This is a genomic window from Nocardioides conyzicola (genome assembly GCF_039543825.1).
In the GTDB taxonomy this organism is placed as follows: Bacteria; Actinomycetota; Actinomycetes; order Propionibacteriales; family Nocardioidaceae; genus Nocardioides; species Nocardioides conyzicola.
Window position 1 is genome coordinate 182,130 of sequence record NZ_BAABKM010000004.1, and the last position, 14,709, is coordinate 196,838.

Consider the following 14,709-nt stretch of genomic DNA (forward strand, 5'->3'; position numbering starts at 1 on the left):
GCGATCCCGCGACCGATGCGGTGTCATGTTCTATGAAGAACATCCGGGTCGGCCTCGTTGCAGATCCAGCCGCACCGACCGCGATCGCGCGGAGGATCTCTGATGTGAGTCCTCCTCACGGGGACGTCTCGTGGGAGATCACTGTCGTGAGTGAGCCGTTCACGACCGGGTCTGAAGACGTTGGGACCGCCGTGGGTCGATTGCAGGACCGGGCCCGCGAGCGGGAATGGGATCTCGTCGTCGGCCTGACCGAGCTCCCGCTTCACGACGACGGTGGTCGGCACCTGCTGGTCCAAACCGATCGGGCGCAGCGGACCGCGGTGCTCTCCCTGCCTGCACTCGGCGGGATCCGGACACATGCTCGATCCCGCCGAGCGCTGCGTTCACTGCTCAGCGCGATGTCGGAGCCCAGGACCGAGGACGGAGAGCAGCGGGTCGTCCTGCCTCAGTTCGGCGGCCGGTGGCGCCTGCTCCTGGGCATGGTGCTCGCCAACCGTCCGTGGCTGCTGGTCCCGGGCCTGAAGTCTGCTCTCGTGGCGGCCCTGGCGACCGGGGCTGTGGCGACCGTCAACTCGACGGTCTGGCTCCTTGCGGACTCGCTGTCCTGGTGGCGCCTCGTGGTGGCGACGATCGGCTCGATCGCCCTCGTCGTGGGTTGGCTCGTGATCGACGGCGAGCTCTGGGACCGCCCCGACGACGACTCGCCGCAGGCACGGGAGAGATCGCGCCTCTACAACGCGTCGACCCTGTTGACCCTGATGGCTGGCGTGCTGATCTGCTACGTGGCGCTCTACGCCCTGAACCTGGCGTGGGCGTTCTTCATCCTCGACCCCGATCTCATGGGCGGCTATCTCAACGCGGCCGTCAGCTACCGCGAGCTGTTCGTCCTGGCCTGGTTCGTGGCGTCGGCGGCCACCGTCGGCGGTGGACTCGGCTCCGGTCTGGAGACGGACGAGGCGATCCGCGCCGCTGCCTACTCCAAGCGCGAGGAGGACCGCCGCGAGCGCCTCGCGCACGACCGAGACTCGTCCTAGCGATCCGAGCCCAGGCTGGACTGCAGGCGACCTGGCCGTCTCACTGCTCTTGCGGGCGTGGCAGGACGGTCAGGACCATGCCGATGTAGGTGCGGAACTCGGCCATGTAGGCGCGGAGAAAGGCCTCGGTGGAGTCGTCCGTGACCTCGCCGTCTGCCTGGAAGACATCGGCGGAGTAGTGGATGTAGGCCTCGGGTGAGGTCATCTGGCGGGCGTTGCAGAAGCTGAGCACAGCGCGCAGGCTCTGTTGGCCGATGGCGGTGCCGATCTGTCCGACGGAGGCTCCGATGACCGCGGCCGGGATGTGGTCGAAGGAGTTCTGTCCCCATGGTCGGGACGCCCAGTCGATCGCGTTCTTCAACGCCCCGGGGATCGAGCGGTTGTACTCAGGGGCGACGAAGAGCACCGCGTCGACGGCAGCGATCGAAGCCTTGAGCGCTCGGGCCTCGGGCGGGTAGTCGTCGTCGAAGTCCGGGCTGTACAGCGCCAGGTTGCCGATGGGGATCTCGCTGAACTCCAGGTCGTCCGGAGCGACCCGGATGAGGGCCCTGGAGAGGATGCGGTTGATCGACGTCGAGGACAGGCTGCCGACGAAGTAGCCGACCTTGTAGGTGGTCATGGTTCCTCCTGGTTTTCGTGAGGCCTTGGTGTGGTGGGCTACGCGGGGAGCTTGTCAGCGAGGACGTCGATCTTTTCGATGTGCGGCTCGGAGAAGAGGACTCCGGTATTGGGCCCGAGGGCCTGGCCCACACCGCCGGCGAGGTGGGCGTCTCGGGCCTCGTCGTCCGGGAACACGTCGTACACGCCGAAGGTCGAGGGCCCGAACCGGATGGCGAACCAGGCGACGGTGCCGGGCTCGTCCATGACGATCGACCGCGCTTCGGTGAGGAAGTCGGCGAGCTCCGTCTCTTTTCCCGGCAGTGCCTCGAGTCGCACGAGGAGGGCTTTGGTCAGCATGGGTCGGGCTCCTTCGTCTCGGGGGACGACGCCGCCGGTCGGCCGCGAGTGGACACCACCCCGAACACCTGTCCCCGCCCATGCTTCTCAGTCGCGCAGCTCACCCGCATCCCGTGAACGGGTACCCCTGCCAGCTCACCGAGCGACGACGGTCCAGTTGCTCAGCCGGGATTCTCGGAACTAACCCGTACACGGGATGCCGGCCGAACCCCCGCCACACAGCATGGGGGATCCGGCAGACATCGAGCGAAGGAGCGGGCCATGGGCAGGGCAGTCGGTATCGATCTCGGCACGACGAACTCGGTGATCGCGGCGATGGACGGTGGTCAGCCGCAGGTCATCCCGAACGTGGAGGGCAACCGGACCACGCCGTCGGTCGTCGCCTTCCTGGAGAACGGCGAGCGACTCGTCGGCCAGATGGCCCGACGACAGGCGATCCTGAACCCCAAGGGGACGATCTACTCCGCGAAGCGCTTCATCGGCCGCAGGTACGACGAGGTCAGCAGCGAGCTGTCGGCCGTCTCGTTCGACGTGGTCGCCGGTCCCGACGGCACGGCGCGACTCGAGGTCAACGGCAAGCTCTACGCGCCGGAGGAGATCTCCGCACAGGTGCTTCGGAAGCTGGTCGACGACGCCGGGAAGTTCCTCGGCGAGCGGGTCACCGAAGCGGTCATCACCGTCCCGGCGCACTTCAACGACGCGCAACGCCAGGCCACCAAGGACGCCGGCCGGATCGCCGGGCTCGAGGTCCTCCGGATCATCAACGAGCCGACAGCCGCTGCCCTCGCGTACGGGATGGACAAGCTCGAGAACGAGACCGTGCTCGTCTTCGACCTCGGCGGTGGCACGTTCGACGTGAGCATCCTGACGGTCGGCGAGGGCGTGGTCGAGGTCAGGTCGACCGCCGGTGACACGCACCTGGGCGGGGACGACTTCGACCGGCGCCTCGTCGACCACCTGGCTGACGAGTTCAAGAAGTCCAACGGCATCGATCTCCGCGAGGACTCGCAGGCCCTGCAACGCCTGTTCGAAGCTGCGGAGAAGGCCAAGGTGGAGCTGTCGGCGGTGACCCAGACCGCCGTCAACCTCCCCTTCGTCACGGCCGACGCCTCCGGGCCCAAGCACCTCAACGTCAACCTGATGAGGTCGACGTTCGAGCAGCTCACCGCCGACCTCGTCGAGCGCTGCCTCGATCCGGTCAAGCAGGCGATGGAGGACGCGAAGGTCACCGCTGACGACATCGACGAGGTCATCCTCGTCGGCGGCTCGACCCGGATCCCGGCCGTGCAGGCCTTGGTCCGCCGCCTGACCGGTGGCAAGGACCCCAACATGACCGTCAACCCCGACGAGGTCGTCGCCATCGGCGCCGCCGTCCAGGCGGCGATCATCAAGGGGGACGTCAAGGACGTGTTGCTCCTCGACGTCACCCCGCTCTCGCTGGGGCTCGAGACGATGGGCGGTGTGATGACCAAGGTCATCGAGCGCAACACCACCATTCCCGCTCGGCGGACCGAGGTGTTCAGCACCGCGGAGGACAACCAGTCCGCGGTCGACGTCGTCGTCCTCCAGGGTGAGCGGGAGAGAGCCGCCGACAACCGCGTGCTGGCCCGGTTCCGGCTGGAGGACATCCGTCCGGCGCCTCGCGGCGTACCCCAGGTCGAGGTGACCTTCGACCTCGACGCCAACGGCATCCTGCACGTCTCGGCGCGCGACAAGGACACCGGTGTCGAGCAGGAGGTGACCATCAGCGAGACCTCCACGCTCGACCAGAGGGAGATCGACCGGATGATCGAGGACGCCGAGACTCACCGCGGTGAGGACGCAGCCCTGCGCGAAAGGGTCGACGCTCGCAACGAGCTCGACTCCGTGGCCTACCAGGTCCGCAAGGCTCTCGACGAGGGCGGCGCGTCCGTGCCCCAGCACGATCGTGCCCGTGCCGAGATGCTGGTCGAGGAGGCCAGGCAGGCCGTCGAGGGTGACGAACCCGTCGAGCGTCTCCGTGCCCTCACCGGGGAGCTCCACCAGATGAGCCAGGTGCTGAGCACTGCGGCCCGAGGCGACGGGGCATCCTCGACAGGGTCGGCCGGCGCCCGCGACGACGTGAGCTCTGACAGCGATGACGAGGACGTCATCGACGCCGAGTTCACGTCCCAGTGACCGCCATGTCCGACCACGAGGTGGCCCCGACGAACGAGGCTCCAGAGGGCGTAGACGACGCGGCCGAGCACGTCGACCAGGCGCGTCAGGTCGCGGAGCTGGAGGACGCGTGGCGGCGTACGGCTGCCGAGCTGGACAACGTCCGCAAGCGTTGCGCGCGTGACGTGCTGCGCGGCCGAGAGCAGGAACGGGCTGCCGTGGCAGCCAGCTGGTTGCCCGTCGTGGACAACCTGGAGCGGGCGCTCGAGCACGCGTCGTCCGACTCCGACTCCGTGGTCGAGGGCGTGCGAGCCGTGCTCGCGCAGGCGGTCGGCGTCCTGGCCGACCTCGGCTACCCGCAACGCGACGACGCCGGCCGGGCCTTCGACCCGGCCGTGCACGAGGCGGTCGGCACGGTGTACGAAGAGGGGTCGGTGCCAGGCACTGTCGCTCATGTCGTGCGTCCCGGGTACGGGCCTGACGACAGGATCCTGCGACCGGCGGCGGTCGTGGTGGCCACGAGGGCATCCTGATGGCCCGAGACTTCTACGAGGTGCTCGGAGTCTCCCGCGACGCCGACCCCGACGACATCCAACGGGCCTACCGCAGGCTGGCCCGGCAGAACCACCCCGACGTCAACAAGGACTCGGGGGCCGAGGAGCGGTTCAAGGACATCGCCGAGGCCTACGACGTGCTGTCGGATCCCGAGCAGCGTCGCAGGTACGACGCCTTCGGCGAGGACTTCCGACGCGTCCCTCCCGAGACCGATCCGGCGGCCTGGCGCCAGGCCCGGGCGTACGCCGATGCCGGTGCTGGCGCGCGCGGGGGCTGGTCGTCCGGATCCGGCTCATCGAGGGGTTTCGGCGCAGGCGACTTCGGTGACGGCGTCGACATCGAGGACCTGCTCGGGGGAATCTTCGGCGGCCGCGGGCGAGGCGGCTGGGGACCAGGCCGGGTCCCGGGCTCCGACCACGAGGCCGAGGTGGAGGTGTCCGTCGAGGAGGCCTACGGCGGAACCGAGCGCAGCCTGACGATCAACGGACCCGACGGTCCCCGAACCCTCGACGTCACCATCCCGGCGGGCGTGGTCGACGGGCAGCGGATCCGACTGCGCGGCCAAGGTGGCCAGGGCAGCGGCTCTGCGGCCGCCGGAGACCTCTACCTGGTGGTCCGGATCGCCGACCACCCTCGCTACCGGGTCGACGGTCGCGACCTGCACGCTCTCGTGCCGATCGCTCCGTGGGAGGCTGCCCTGGGCGCGTCGGTCTCCGTCGACACCCCCGGAGGCGTCGCCGCCGTGAAGGTCCCGGCCGGCTCGTCCAGCCACCGGCGGCTGCGGCTCAGGGGCCGCGGGCTCCCCGACAGACACGGCAAGCCGGGCAACTTCTACGCCGAGCTGCAGATCCGCGTGCCCGGAACCCTCAGCGCTGAGGAGCAGCGGCTCTTCGAGGAGCTCGCGAAGACCTCCACCTTCGACCCGAGGAGTCGACCATGACCACGGTCACCCACTACGCCCTCGCTCGGCCCTACCGGCTCAGCCTCGACAGCTATGGGCAGGCCACCGGCCTGCATCCCGAGCTGGTGCGCCGCCTGGTCGCCATGGGGTTGCTGGAGGTCACCCGCGACGCGCAGGGGCGCTTGTGGTTCGACCCGTCCCAGGTGCGGGAGATGGCGCGGATCCAGCGACTGCGGATGGGCCTGAACCTCAGCTACTCCGCCATCGGCCTGGTCGTCGAGCTGCTCGACCGGATCGCGGAGCTGGAACAGGCACAGCGGCGGATCTCACGACGAGGAGGCGCTCCATGGACATGAACAGACTGACCCAGAAGTCGCAGGAGGCTCTGCACGACGCCCAGACCAAGGCGTTGCGCTTCGGCCACATCGAGGTGGACGGGGAGCACCTGCTCCTGGCCCTGCTCGACCAGGAAGAAGGCCTGGTCGCGCCGCTGCTGGCACGGGCGGGAGGCGATCCGGACCGCCTGCGCGAGGCCCTGGAGGCCGACCTCGGCCGCCGTCCCCGGGTCACCGGACCCGGCGTGACGCCCGGGCAGGTGCAGATCACCCAGCGGCTCTCGCGGCTGCTCGACACGGCCGACCGCGAGGCCCGCAGGCTCAAGGACGAGTACGTGTCCGTCGAGCACCTCGTGATCGCCCTGCTGGAGGAGGGCTCGGGCTCCGCGTCCGGGCGGCTCCTCAAGGCGCAGGGACTGACCCGTGACAGCTTCCTGGCCGCGCTGACCGAGGTGCGCGGTCACCAGCGGGTGACGTCGGCGACGCCGGAGGGGACCTACGAGGCACTGGAGAAGTACGGTCGCGACCTCGTCGCGGCGGCGGCGGCCGGGAAGCTCGAGCCGGTGATCGGCCGGGACTCGGAGATCCGTCGGACCGTCCAGATCCTGTCGCGCAAGAGCAAGAACAACCCGGTGCTGATCGGCGAGCCCGGCGTCGGCAAGACCGCGATCGTCGAAGGTCTCGCCCAGCGGATCGCCGACGGCGACGTGCCCGAGGGCCTGCTGGACAAGACCGTCTTCGCCCTGGACATGGGCGCCCTCATCGCCGGAGCGAAGTACCGCGGCGAGTTCGAGGAGCGGCTGAAGGCCGTGCTCAACGAGGTGCAGAGCGCCGAGGGCCACATCCTGCTGTTCGTCGACGAGCTGCACACCGTCGTCGGCGCCGGTGCAGGCGAGGGTGCGATGGACGCCGGCAACATGCTCAAGCCGCTCCTGGCGCGCGGCGAGCTGCACATGATCGGCGCGACCACCCTCGATGAGTACCGCACGCACATCGAGAAGGACGCAGCCCTCGAGCGCCGGTTCCAGCCGGTCCTCGTCGGCGAACCCACGGAGGAGGACGCCCTCTCGATCCTGCGGGGGCTGCGCGAACGGTTCGAGGTCTTCCACGGCGTGAAGATCCACGACGGTGCGCTGGTGGCGGCGGTGACGCTGAGCCACCGCTACATCTCCGACCGCTTCCTGCCCGACAAGGCCATCGACCTCGTCGACGAGGCCTGCGCGATGCTGCGTACCGAGATCGACTCGATGCCGGCCGAGCTGGACGAGCTCACCAGGCGGGTGACCCGCATGGAGATCGAGGAGGCGGCTCTCGCGCAGGAGGAGGACGCCGCCAGCAGGGCCCGCCTCCAGGAGCTGCGCAAGGAGCTGGCCGACGCCCGGGCGGAGGCCGATGCCCTGCGGGCGCAGTGGGAGGCCGAACGGTCGGCGCTGCGTGAGGTGCAGTCCCTACGCCAGGAGCTGGAACAGGTCCGGCTGGAGAGCGAGCGCGCCGAGCGCGAGTACGACCTCAACCGAGCGGCGTCCCTGCGCCACGGTCAGCTCCCGGAGATCCAACGGCGCCTGGAGGCGGCCGAGTCCCGGCTCGCGAGCAAGCAGGGCGGCCGGCGACTGCTGCGCGAGGTCGTGACCGCCGACGAGATCGCCGACATCGTGGCCCGCTGGACCGGTATCCCGGTCACCCGGCTCCAGGAGGGCGAGCGCGACAAGCTGCTGCGGCTCGACGAGGTGCTGCACGAACGCGTCATCGGCCAGGACGAGGCGGTCCAGCTGGTGGCGGACGCCGTCGTCCGCGCCCGCTCCGGCATCAAGAACCCCCAGCGGCCCATCGGATCGTTCATCTTCCTCGGCCCCACCGGCGTCGGCAAGACGGAGCTGGCCAAGACCTTGGCGGCGGCCCTGTTCGACACCGCGGAGAACATGGTCCGGATCGACATGAGCGAGTACCAGGAGCGGCACACGGTCAGCCGCCTGGTCGGCGCGCCGCCCGGCTACGTCGGCTACGAGGAGGGCGGTCAGCTCACCGAGGCCGTGCGTCGCAAGCCCTACTCGGTGGTGCTGCTCGACGAGATCGAGAAGGCCCACGTCGATGTCTTCAACACGCTGCTCCAGGTGCTCGACGACGGCCGCCTCACCGACTCCCACGGCCGGACGGTCGACTTCCGCAACACCGTGCTGATCATGACCTCCAACATCGGCTCGGAACACCTGCTCGAGGGGGTCACCGCGGCCGGCGAGGTCAAGGACGAGGCGCGCTCCCTCGTGATGCGCGCCTTGCAGTCGCACTTCCGCCCGGAGTTCCTCAACCGCGTCGATGAGATCGTCATGTTCAAGCCCCTGACACTCGCCGAGATCGAGCGCATCGTCGACCTCCAGCTCGACGAGCTGCGCCAGCGGCTGGCCGACATGCGGATCACCCTCGAGGTCACGACCGAGGCGTCCCGCTTCATCGCGGACCAGGGGTTCGACCCGGCGTACGGCGCCCGGCCGCTGAGGCGCTACATCTCCCGCGAGGTGGAGACCCAGGTCGGCCGGGCGCTGCTGCGCGGCGATGCGGCCGACGGCGGCACGATCTCGGTCGACGTCGTCGACGGGGAGATCACCGTGACCGCGACCGGCGACGCGCCGGAGAGGCGGGCAGTGGCATGACCGCGACCGACCAGAAGTCGACGAAGGTCACGTGCGACAACTGCGGAACCAAGAACCGGGTCCCAGCAGTCGCCCAGGGGGTGCCCCGTTGCGCGAAGTGCAGCACGCCGCTGCGCTGGGTGGTGGACGCGAACGACGAGGAGTTCCACGCCGTCGCCGACGAGTCGAGCCTGCCCGTGCTGGTCGACGTGTGGGCTCCGTGGTGCGGGCCCTGCCGGATGGTGAGCCCAGCCCTGGAGAAGCTGGCCGGTGAGCTGGCCGGCAGGCTCAAGCTGGTCAAGGTCAACGCCGACGACAACCCGGAGGTGAGCCGACGGTTCGAGGTCCAGGCGATCCCCACGCTCGTCCTCCTCGACCACGGCGAGGTCGCCGACAAGCAGATCGGCGCCCTCCCGGAGCACCAGCTCCGCTCCTGGCTCGAGCCCCGCCTCCCGGCGAGCGCGTCATGACCGCCAACCCGGTCGGGCTCGCCGCGGACCCGCACCTCGCGATCATCCAGCCCGTCCCGCCACCCGCCCGGCGCGCCTGCGCCGAGTGCGTGCAGCTCGGCACCCCGTGGGTGCACCTGCGCCAGTGCCTGACCTGCGGCCAGGTCGGCTGCTGCGACTCCTCGCCGATGCGGCACGCACGCGGTCATGCCGCCACGACGGGCCACGTCATCGTGCGGTCGATCGAACCCGGGGAGAGCTGGAGGTGGTGCTATGTCGACGAGCAGTTCGTCTGAGCGCCGGCTCCCGGACCTGCCCGAGACCCCCGATGTCACGGGGGCCTATCCGCGGCTCACCGACGAGCAGATCATGCTGCTCTCGCAGTACGGCGAGCGGAGGACCCTGACGACGGGCACCACGCTGTTCTGCGCGGGAGACCGCGACTGCGGCCTGTTCGTCGTCCTGGACGGCAAGGTCCAGGTCGTCCAGGAGGAGGCCTCCGAGGGCGCGTCGCGAGTGCTCGCCGTCCATGGACGAGGGCGCTTCGTGGGTGACCTGTCGATGCTCACCGGCCAGGCTGTCTACGTCACCGCCGTCGCCCAGACCGATGTCGAGGTCCTCGAGGTGGGCTATGACCGGCTCAGGGAGGCAGTGACCCAGGACCAGGCGCTCGGAGACCTGATCCTGCGCGCCTTCATCCTCCGACGCAGTATCCATGCCGACCTCGGCGCGGGCCTCCGCATCATCGGCTCCCGCTACTCGGCCGACACCCGCCGGTTGAGGGACTTCGCGAGCCGCAACCGCATCCCGTGCCGATGGGAGGACCTGGAGGAGGATCCCGACGCCGAGCTCACGCTGCGGGCGTTGGACATCCCACCCGACCAGACGCCCGTGGTGATCTGGAAGGGGCAGACCGTGCTGCGGAACCCCAGCACCACCGAGCTGGCCGACCTCCTCGGGCTCCGGGCAGCGCCCAGCCGGTCGGCGTACGACCTCGTCGTCGTGGGCGCGGGCCCGGGCGGTCTGGCCGCGGCGGTCTACGCCGCCTCGGAGGGGCTCTCCACGGTGGTCCTGGACGAGTTCGCCACCGGTGGGCAGGCGGCAACCTCCTCCCAGATAGAGAACTACCTGGGGTTCCCGGCTGGCATCTCCGGCGCCGAGCTGGCAGACCGGGCCGTCGTCCAGGCCCGCAAGTTCGGGGCGGCCTTCAGCGTCCCCGGCGAGGCGACCTCCCTGACCCAGGTCGAGGGCTACCACGTGGTGGGCCTGGCGGAGGGAGATGACCTGGTCGCACACGCCGTCCTCGTTGCCACGGGTGCGCGCTACCGACGTCTCGACCTCCCCGGGATGGACCGCCTCGAGCGCAGCAGCGTCTACTACGCCGCGACGGAGTTCGAGGCTCGGCTGTGTCGACAGGACCCCGTCACGGTCGTGGGCGGCGGCAACTCGGCCGGCCAGGCTGCCTGCTTCCTGGCCCGCCGTGCGCCCGAGGTCAACCTGGTCATCCGACACGACGACCTCGGCAGGGACATGTCCCGCTACCTCGCCGACCGCGTGGAGCAGTCACCGCGCATCACGATCTGGCGCCACCGCGAGGTCGCGGAGCTCATCGGGGACGCCGGGCTCGACGAGGTCGTGCTGCGCGACCTCCGGTCAGGCGAGATGGAGCGCGTGGCGACGACGGCACTGTTCGTGCTGATCGGCGCAGCCCCCCACACCGGCTGGCTCGACGGGGAGATCGCCCTGGACGACAAGGGATTCGTGCTCACCGGACCCGCCGCCGGCCGCCCCGACGGGACGTTCGAGACGCGCCGCCGCGGCGTGTTCGCCGTGGGTGACGTCCGCAGCGGGTCGGTCAAGCGGGTCGCCTCCGCCGTCGGCGAGGGTGCCATGGCCGTCCGTCTCGTCCACGAGTACCTCGAGAGTGCGGGTCGACGATGAGCAGTGCCCCGTCCGACCGTCGTCGATCGCCGGTGACCACAGCGCGAGCCCAGGACCGAGACCACGCCGAGAGCGTCGTCGGCGAGCTGTTCCTGCCCAACCGCCTCGACCTCGGGCACGGGCGCGAACCGCTCGACATGCACATCTCCGGCATCCGGCTGGACGGATTGACCGTGGGGAGGCTGTCCTACGGTCGATCGGTCACGGTGACGACCGCCGAGGCCGACGACTTCCACGTCAACGCCCCGCTGTCCGGTCGCGCTCGATCGTCCGGCGGCTGGCCGGGCCCGGCAATCGAGACGGCGCCAGGAACGGCCGCGGTGTTCGGGCCCGGGCGTCCAGCACAGATCGCCTGGGCGGCGAGCTGCACCCAGCTCTGCCTGATGATCTCCCGCTCCGACGTCGAGACCGAGCTCGAGACCCTGCTGGGCCACTCCCTCCGGGCCCGCCTGGACTTCGACCCCGCCATGGACCTCGCCTCGCCGACCAGCCGCGCGTGGCGGGGGCTGCTCGGCGTACTGGCCGGGGAGGTCGCAGGCGGTCCGGGCCTGATCGACCGCCCGTCTGTGGGCCGTCATGTCCGAGGCCTGGTCATCGACGGTCTGCTGATCGGGCAGCACCACACCTACACCGACGAGATGGACGCCGCCACGTCCCCCGCGCCGACATCGGCCGTGGCCCGCGCGATCGACCTCGTGCACGACCGGTCGGACGAGCCGTGGTCGACCGTTCGGTTGGCGAACGAGGTCCATCTCAGCGTGCGGGCCTTGCAAGAGGGATTCCACCGCGAGGTCGGCATGCCGCCGATGTCCTACGTGCGTGATGTCCGACTGCACCGCGCCCGCGACCTGCTCGGCGTGGCGACCCCCGACCGGACCACGGTCGCCCAGGTCGCGACCCAGGTCGGCATCAACCACCTGGGCCGCTTCGCGGCCGCCTACCGTGATGCCTTCGGGGAGCTCCCGTCGGACACCCTGAACACCCCCGGGTGACCTGGCCGATCTGCGCGGCTCCCGAGCCGATTTGCGCGCCTGAGGCGGGGAACGCGGCGTGTGCGGTCCTACCGGGACGACCCTGGGTATATGGATGACCTGCAATCGGGCTCGAGTGGGTGGGACCTGCTCCACACGGTGCTGGGCGAGCTCGCCCTGCCGATGGCCGTGATGGACGCCTCCCGTTGGCTCGTCCATGTCAGCCCCGCTCTCGAGAGCCTCGCGGACACCCGATTCGAGCCCATCCCGTGTGACCGCGTCCCGGCGTACTTCAACCTCCACGACGCGTCAGGGCTCCGCGCCCTGGTCCCGGGCGAGCTCACGTTGGTGCGCGCCTGCGCGGGCGAGAGCGTCCAGGACTCGTACGTCACGGTGAAGCCGAAGGGCGGCCCCGTCCGGTTGCTGCGCTGCACCGCGGCTCCGCTGCGTGGCCCCGCTGGGGAGATCCGCGGAGCGCTGCTCGTCGCCACCGACGCGACTGACGAGCAGCCGATCGCGTCACTGCCTGCCGAGCTGCGTCGACAGCGGCTCGATGCACTGCAGCACGAGCTGCGCACCCCGCTCACTGCGCTCCTCGGCCACGCCGAGCTCCTCCAGGACCACACGGACGCGCTGCCGGAGGAGGTGGTGAAGTCGCTGGAATGCATGGCGCGGGCCGGCGAACGTCTCAGACGTGCGCTCGACTCGGTGCCCGCCATGCTCGACGGCCGGGACCAGCGCGACTGACGTCATCGGGATCCGGGTCGGTCTCAGGAAAGCGGGGTGCGGTGCTGCATGGCCAGGACAGTCAGCTCGACGCGGGAGTGGATGCCGAGCTTCGTGTAGATGTGCTTCAGGTGGGCGTCGACGGTGTGCGGGGACACGAACAACTGCTGGGCGATGTCCTTGTTGGTCAGGCCCTTGGCGACGGACGCCGTTATCCGCAGCTCGCTCGGGGTCAGCGACGGCCAGGTGTCCGGCTGGTGCGCGGGCGGGGATCTGGTGTCGAGGGGACGGCTGACCGCGGGGGCTGCCGCATCAGCGTGACCCTCGGCCCGAGTCGCGAAGTGAGGGTTGTCGAGGACCGTCTGGTCCAGGAGCACCATGGGGTGGGTCTTGAGCACGGCCACCAGCATGTCCAACCCGAAACGCTGCAGGTCGTACATGCACATGAAGACCGCTGGCTTCTGGTCCACGACCTCGTTGACGGCAGCCTCGTAGACGAAGAAGTCATCGGCTCCATGAGGCTGCAGCAACACCCCGGGCCACGGCATCTCCCCGGTGGCCCGCAGCAGACCGGAGCCCTCGGCGGCCACCTGGTCCACGCAGTCCGACAGCACCGAGGTCATGTGCTCGACCGAGAACTTCCCGGACTGGAGGTAGACCTCCGACGCCGGACGCACGTCGAACCGGTCCGTCGGAGGATCGCCGACGCCGGCGTCGGTGATCACCCGCGCACGCATGGCCGACGGGTCGAGTCCGTCGACGTAGCACAGGCAGGTGTCACCGTCACGGAGCCCCTCGCGCAGGAAGGGGAGCAACAGATCGTCACGCTCGGCGGAACCGGAGTAGAGGGCACACAGATGGGTACCGCGCGGGATCCCGTCCACGCCTGGGATTCCGATGTCGACGATATTCATGTTTTCGTCCCTTGGTTATGACGAGCGTACTAGCGAAGCCGGACGAAAGCGCCGCGAGCCGGGGACCGATCCGCGGACGTCTGCCGCGGCGCCTGGTGACGGCGGCCGTCCCGTACCCCCGTGATGAGGACGGCCGCCGTCCACCACCTCAGACGCGTCGGGGAGTGGATCGGTTGCCTTCTCGCTAGCGCGAGATCAGCGGGTCGATCGCGACGGCGACGAAGAGCAGCGACAGGTAGAGGTTCGAGGTGTGGAAGAGCTGCATCGGCTGGATCACCGAGAGGCTCTCGGTGCCGCGGGCGCGAGCCCACATCCGGTGCGCCTGCACCAGGAAGACCGCACCGAGGGCGGCGGCAGCCAGCGGGTAGAAGAGGCTCGTGTCGGCGACCGGCCACAGCACCAGGGACGTCGCGACCATCACCCAGCTGTAGAGCACGATCTGGCGGCCCACCTCGGCGGCCGGCTTGACCACCGGCAGCATCGGCACGTCGACGTTGGCGTAGTCCTCGCGGTAGCGCAGCGCCAGGGCCCAGGTGTGCGGCGGCGTCCAGAAGAAGACGACCATGAACAGCACCACCGGCGTCCACGAGAGCGACTCGGTGACGGCGGTCCAGCCGATCAGCGTCGGGAAGCAGCCGGCGATCCCGCCCCAGACGATGTTCTGCGTCGTACGCCGCTTCAGCAGCATCGTGTAGCCGAACACGTAGAACGCGATCGCGGTGACCGACAGCAGCGCGGAGAGCGGGTTGACCCAGAGGTAGAGGATCACCGTGGAGAGGATCCCCAGCACGAAGCCGAAGACCAGCGCCGACCGCGCGGTCACGATGTGGCGCGGCAAGGCACGCCGCCGCGTCCGCCGCATCTGCTCGTCGATGTCCCGGTCGTAGACGCAGTTGAAGACCGACGCGGAGCCGGCCGAGAACGTCCCGCCGACCACGGTCGCGACCACCAGGCCCAGGTCAGGGACGCCGCGGGCGGCGTAGAACATCACCGGCACGGTGGTCAGGAGCAGCAGCTCGATGACCCGCGGCTTGGTGAGCCCGACGTACGCCGCGACGACGTCCTTCACGGTCGTCCTCTCGGCCTCCGGCTGCTGGGCAGCAGAGGCCGACTGGCCGACGTACGTCACAGGGATCCTCGAGCGGGAATGCGGGCACCGGGAC

At 69.9% G+C, this 14,709-nt stretch carries 15 protein-coding genes; 11 read left to right on the forward strand and 4 right to left on the reverse strand.

Features of this window, described 5'->3' with window-relative positions:
- The first annotated feature begins 398 nt into the window (after window positions 1–398).
- Window positions 399–1,034 carry a hypothetical protein gene (locus tag ABEA34_RS20660; protein WP_345523500.1) on the forward strand — a complete coding sequence of 212 codons (636 nt, stop codon included), beginning with the start codon at window positions 399–401 and terminating at the stop codon, window positions 1,032–1,034.
- A 40-nt stretch (window positions 1,035–1,074) separates the two neighbouring features.
- Here ABEA34_RS20660 and ABEA34_RS20665 read toward each other — a convergent pair whose 3' ends face one another.
- Together ABEA34_RS20665 and ABEA34_RS20670 are read right to left on the reverse strand one after the other, a co-directional pair.
- The gene (locus tag ABEA34_RS20665) at window positions 1,075–1,653 is read right to left on the reverse strand and encodes an NADPH-dependent FMN reductase (protein ID WP_345523502.1); all 579 of its coding nucleotides are present in this window, start codon (window positions 1,651–1,653) and stop codon (window positions 1,075–1,077) included.
- Window positions 1,654–1,691: 38 nt separating this feature from the next.
- Complete coding sequence (locus ABEA34_RS20670) at window positions 1,692–1,991, reverse strand: putative quinol monooxygenase (protein ID WP_345523504.1); 300 nt, start codon at window positions 1,989–1,991, stop codon at window positions 1,692–1,694.
- Window positions 1,992–2,252: 261 nt separating this feature from the next.
- On the opposite strand from ABEA34_RS20670, the gene dnaK reads away from it, so the two are divergent.
- From dnaK to ABEA34_RS20720, 10 genes are all read left to right on the forward strand, one after another.
- Entirely contained in the window at window positions 2,253–4,148 is a 1,896-nt protein-coding gene (gene dnaK, locus ABEA34_RS20675) for a molecular chaperone DnaK (RefSeq protein WP_345523506.1), read from the forward strand.
- 5 nt (window positions 4,149–4,153) lie between these two features.
- Window positions 4,154–4,660: a nucleotide exchange factor GrpE gene (locus ABEA34_RS20680; RefSeq protein WP_345523508.1), complete on the forward strand. Its 507-nt coding sequence runs from the start codon at window positions 4,154–4,156 to the stop codon at window positions 4,658–4,660.
- Window positions 4,660–5,622, forward strand: coding sequence for a DnaJ C-terminal domain-containing protein (locus ABEA34_RS20685; RefSeq protein ID WP_345523510.1), 963 nt, complete (start codon window positions 4,660–4,662; stop codon window positions 5,620–5,622). The genes ABEA34_RS20680 and ABEA34_RS20685 overlap by 1 nt, the downstream gene beginning before the upstream one ends.
- A complete protein-coding gene (locus tag ABEA34_RS20690) occupies window positions 5,619–5,939 on the forward strand; it encodes a chaperone modulator CbpM (protein ID WP_345523512.1) in 321 nt (106 codons plus the stop codon). The genes ABEA34_RS20685 and ABEA34_RS20690 overlap by 4 nt, the downstream gene beginning before the upstream one ends.
- Window positions 5,930–8,566 carry an ATP-dependent chaperone ClpB gene (gene clpB / locus ABEA34_RS20695; protein WP_345523514.1) on the forward strand — a complete coding sequence of 879 codons (2,637 nt, stop codon included), beginning with the start codon at window positions 5,930–5,932 and terminating at the stop codon, window positions 8,564–8,566. Before ABEA34_RS20690 ends, clpB begins: the two co-directional genes overlap by 10 nt.
- The gene (trxA, locus tag ABEA34_RS20700; RefSeq protein WP_345523516.1) at window positions 8,563–9,015 is read left to right on the forward strand and encodes a thioredoxin; all 453 of its coding nucleotides are present in this window, start codon (window positions 8,563–8,565) and stop codon (window positions 9,013–9,015) included. The genes clpB and trxA overlap by 4 nt, the downstream gene beginning before the upstream one ends.
- The gene (locus ABEA34_RS20705) at window positions 9,012–9,290 is read left to right on the forward strand and encodes a UBP-type zinc finger domain-containing protein (RefSeq protein WP_345523517.1); all 279 of its coding nucleotides are present in this window, start codon (window positions 9,012–9,014) and stop codon (window positions 9,288–9,290) included. The genes trxA and ABEA34_RS20705 overlap by 4 nt, the downstream gene beginning before the upstream one ends.
- Window positions 9,268–10,935, forward strand: a complete 1,668-nt coding sequence (locus ABEA34_RS20710) for an FAD-dependent oxidoreductase (RefSeq protein WP_345523518.1) — start codon at window positions 9,268–9,270, stop codon at window positions 10,933–10,935. Before ABEA34_RS20705 ends, ABEA34_RS20710 begins: the two co-directional genes overlap by 23 nt.
- 32 nt (window positions 10,936–10,967) lie before the next feature.
- Window positions 10,968–11,927, forward strand: coding sequence for an AraC family transcriptional regulator (locus tag ABEA34_RS20715; protein ID WP_345523520.1), 960 nt, complete (start codon window positions 10,968–10,970; stop codon window positions 11,925–11,927).
- Window positions 11,928–12,017: 90 nt separating this feature from the next.
- Window positions 12,018–12,653, forward strand: a complete 636-nt coding sequence (locus ABEA34_RS20720; RefSeq protein ID WP_345523522.1) for a histidine kinase dimerization/phospho-acceptor domain-containing protein — start codon at window positions 12,018–12,020, stop codon at window positions 12,651–12,653.
- A gap of 23 nt (window positions 12,654–12,676) precedes the next feature.
- Here ABEA34_RS20720 and ABEA34_RS20725 read toward each other — a convergent pair whose 3' ends face one another.
- Together ABEA34_RS20725 and ABEA34_RS20730 are read right to left on the reverse strand one after the other, a co-directional pair.
- The gene (locus tag ABEA34_RS20725) at window positions 12,677–13,546 is read right to left on the reverse strand and encodes an MEDS domain-containing protein (RefSeq protein ID WP_345523524.1); all 870 of its coding nucleotides are present in this window, start codon (window positions 13,544–13,546) and stop codon (window positions 12,677–12,679) included.
- Window positions 13,547–13,730: 184 nt separating this feature from the next.
- Window positions 13,731–14,675 (reverse strand): heme o synthase, encoded by a 945-nt coding sequence (locus tag ABEA34_RS20730; protein WP_345523526.1) that lies wholly within the window; start codon window positions 14,673–14,675, stop codon window positions 13,731–13,733.
- Window positions 14,676–14,709: the final 34 nt, after the last annotated feature.

What these genes read in the sequence shown, in the direction of transcription:
- ABEA34_RS20660 (WP_345523500.1), top strand. Translation starts at nt 399, where the DNA reads ATGTCGGAGCCCAGGACCGAGGACGGAGAGCAGCGGGTCGTCCTGCCT.
- ABEA34_RS20665 (WP_345523502.1), bottom strand. Translation starts at nt 1,653, where the DNA reads ATGACCACCTACAAGGTCGGCTACTTCGTCGGCAGCCTGTCCTCGACG.
- ABEA34_RS20670 (WP_345523504.1), bottom strand. Translation starts at nt 1,991, where the DNA reads ATGCTGACCAAAGCCCTCCTCGTGCGACTCGAGGCACTGCCGGGAAAA.
- dnaK (WP_345523506.1), top strand. Translation starts at nt 2,253, where the DNA reads ATGGGCAGGGCAGTCGGTATCGATCTCGGCACGACGAACTCGGTGATC.
- ABEA34_RS20680 (WP_345523508.1), top strand. Translation starts at nt 4,154, where the DNA reads ATGTCCGACCACGAGGTGGCCCCGACGAACGAGGCTCCAGAGGGCGTA.
- ABEA34_RS20685 (WP_345523510.1), top strand. Translation starts at nt 4,660, where the DNA reads ATGGCCCGAGACTTCTACGAGGTGCTCGGAGTCTCCCGCGACGCCGAC.
- ABEA34_RS20690 (WP_345523512.1), top strand. Translation starts at nt 5,619, where the DNA reads ATGACCACGGTCACCCACTACGCCCTCGCTCGGCCCTACCGGCTCAGC.
- clpB (WP_345523514.1), top strand. Translation starts at nt 5,930, where the DNA reads ATGGACATGAACAGACTGACCCAGAAGTCGCAGGAGGCTCTGCACGAC.
- trxA (WP_345523516.1), top strand. Translation starts at nt 8,563, where the DNA reads ATGACCGCGACCGACCAGAAGTCGACGAAGGTCACGTGCGACAACTGC.
- ABEA34_RS20705 (WP_345523517.1), top strand. Translation starts at nt 9,012, where the DNA reads ATGACCGCCAACCCGGTCGGGCTCGCCGCGGACCCGCACCTCGCGATC.
- ABEA34_RS20710 (WP_345523518.1), top strand. Translation starts at nt 9,268, where the DNA reads ATGTCGACGAGCAGTTCGTCTGAGCGCCGGCTCCCGGACCTGCCCGAG.
- ABEA34_RS20720 (WP_345523522.1), top strand. Translation starts at nt 12,018, where the DNA reads ATGGATGACCTGCAATCGGGCTCGAGTGGGTGGGACCTGCTCCACACG.
- ABEA34_RS20725 (WP_345523524.1), bottom strand. Translation starts at nt 13,546, where the DNA reads ATGAATATCGTCGACATCGGAATCCCAGGCGTGGACGGGATCCCGCGC.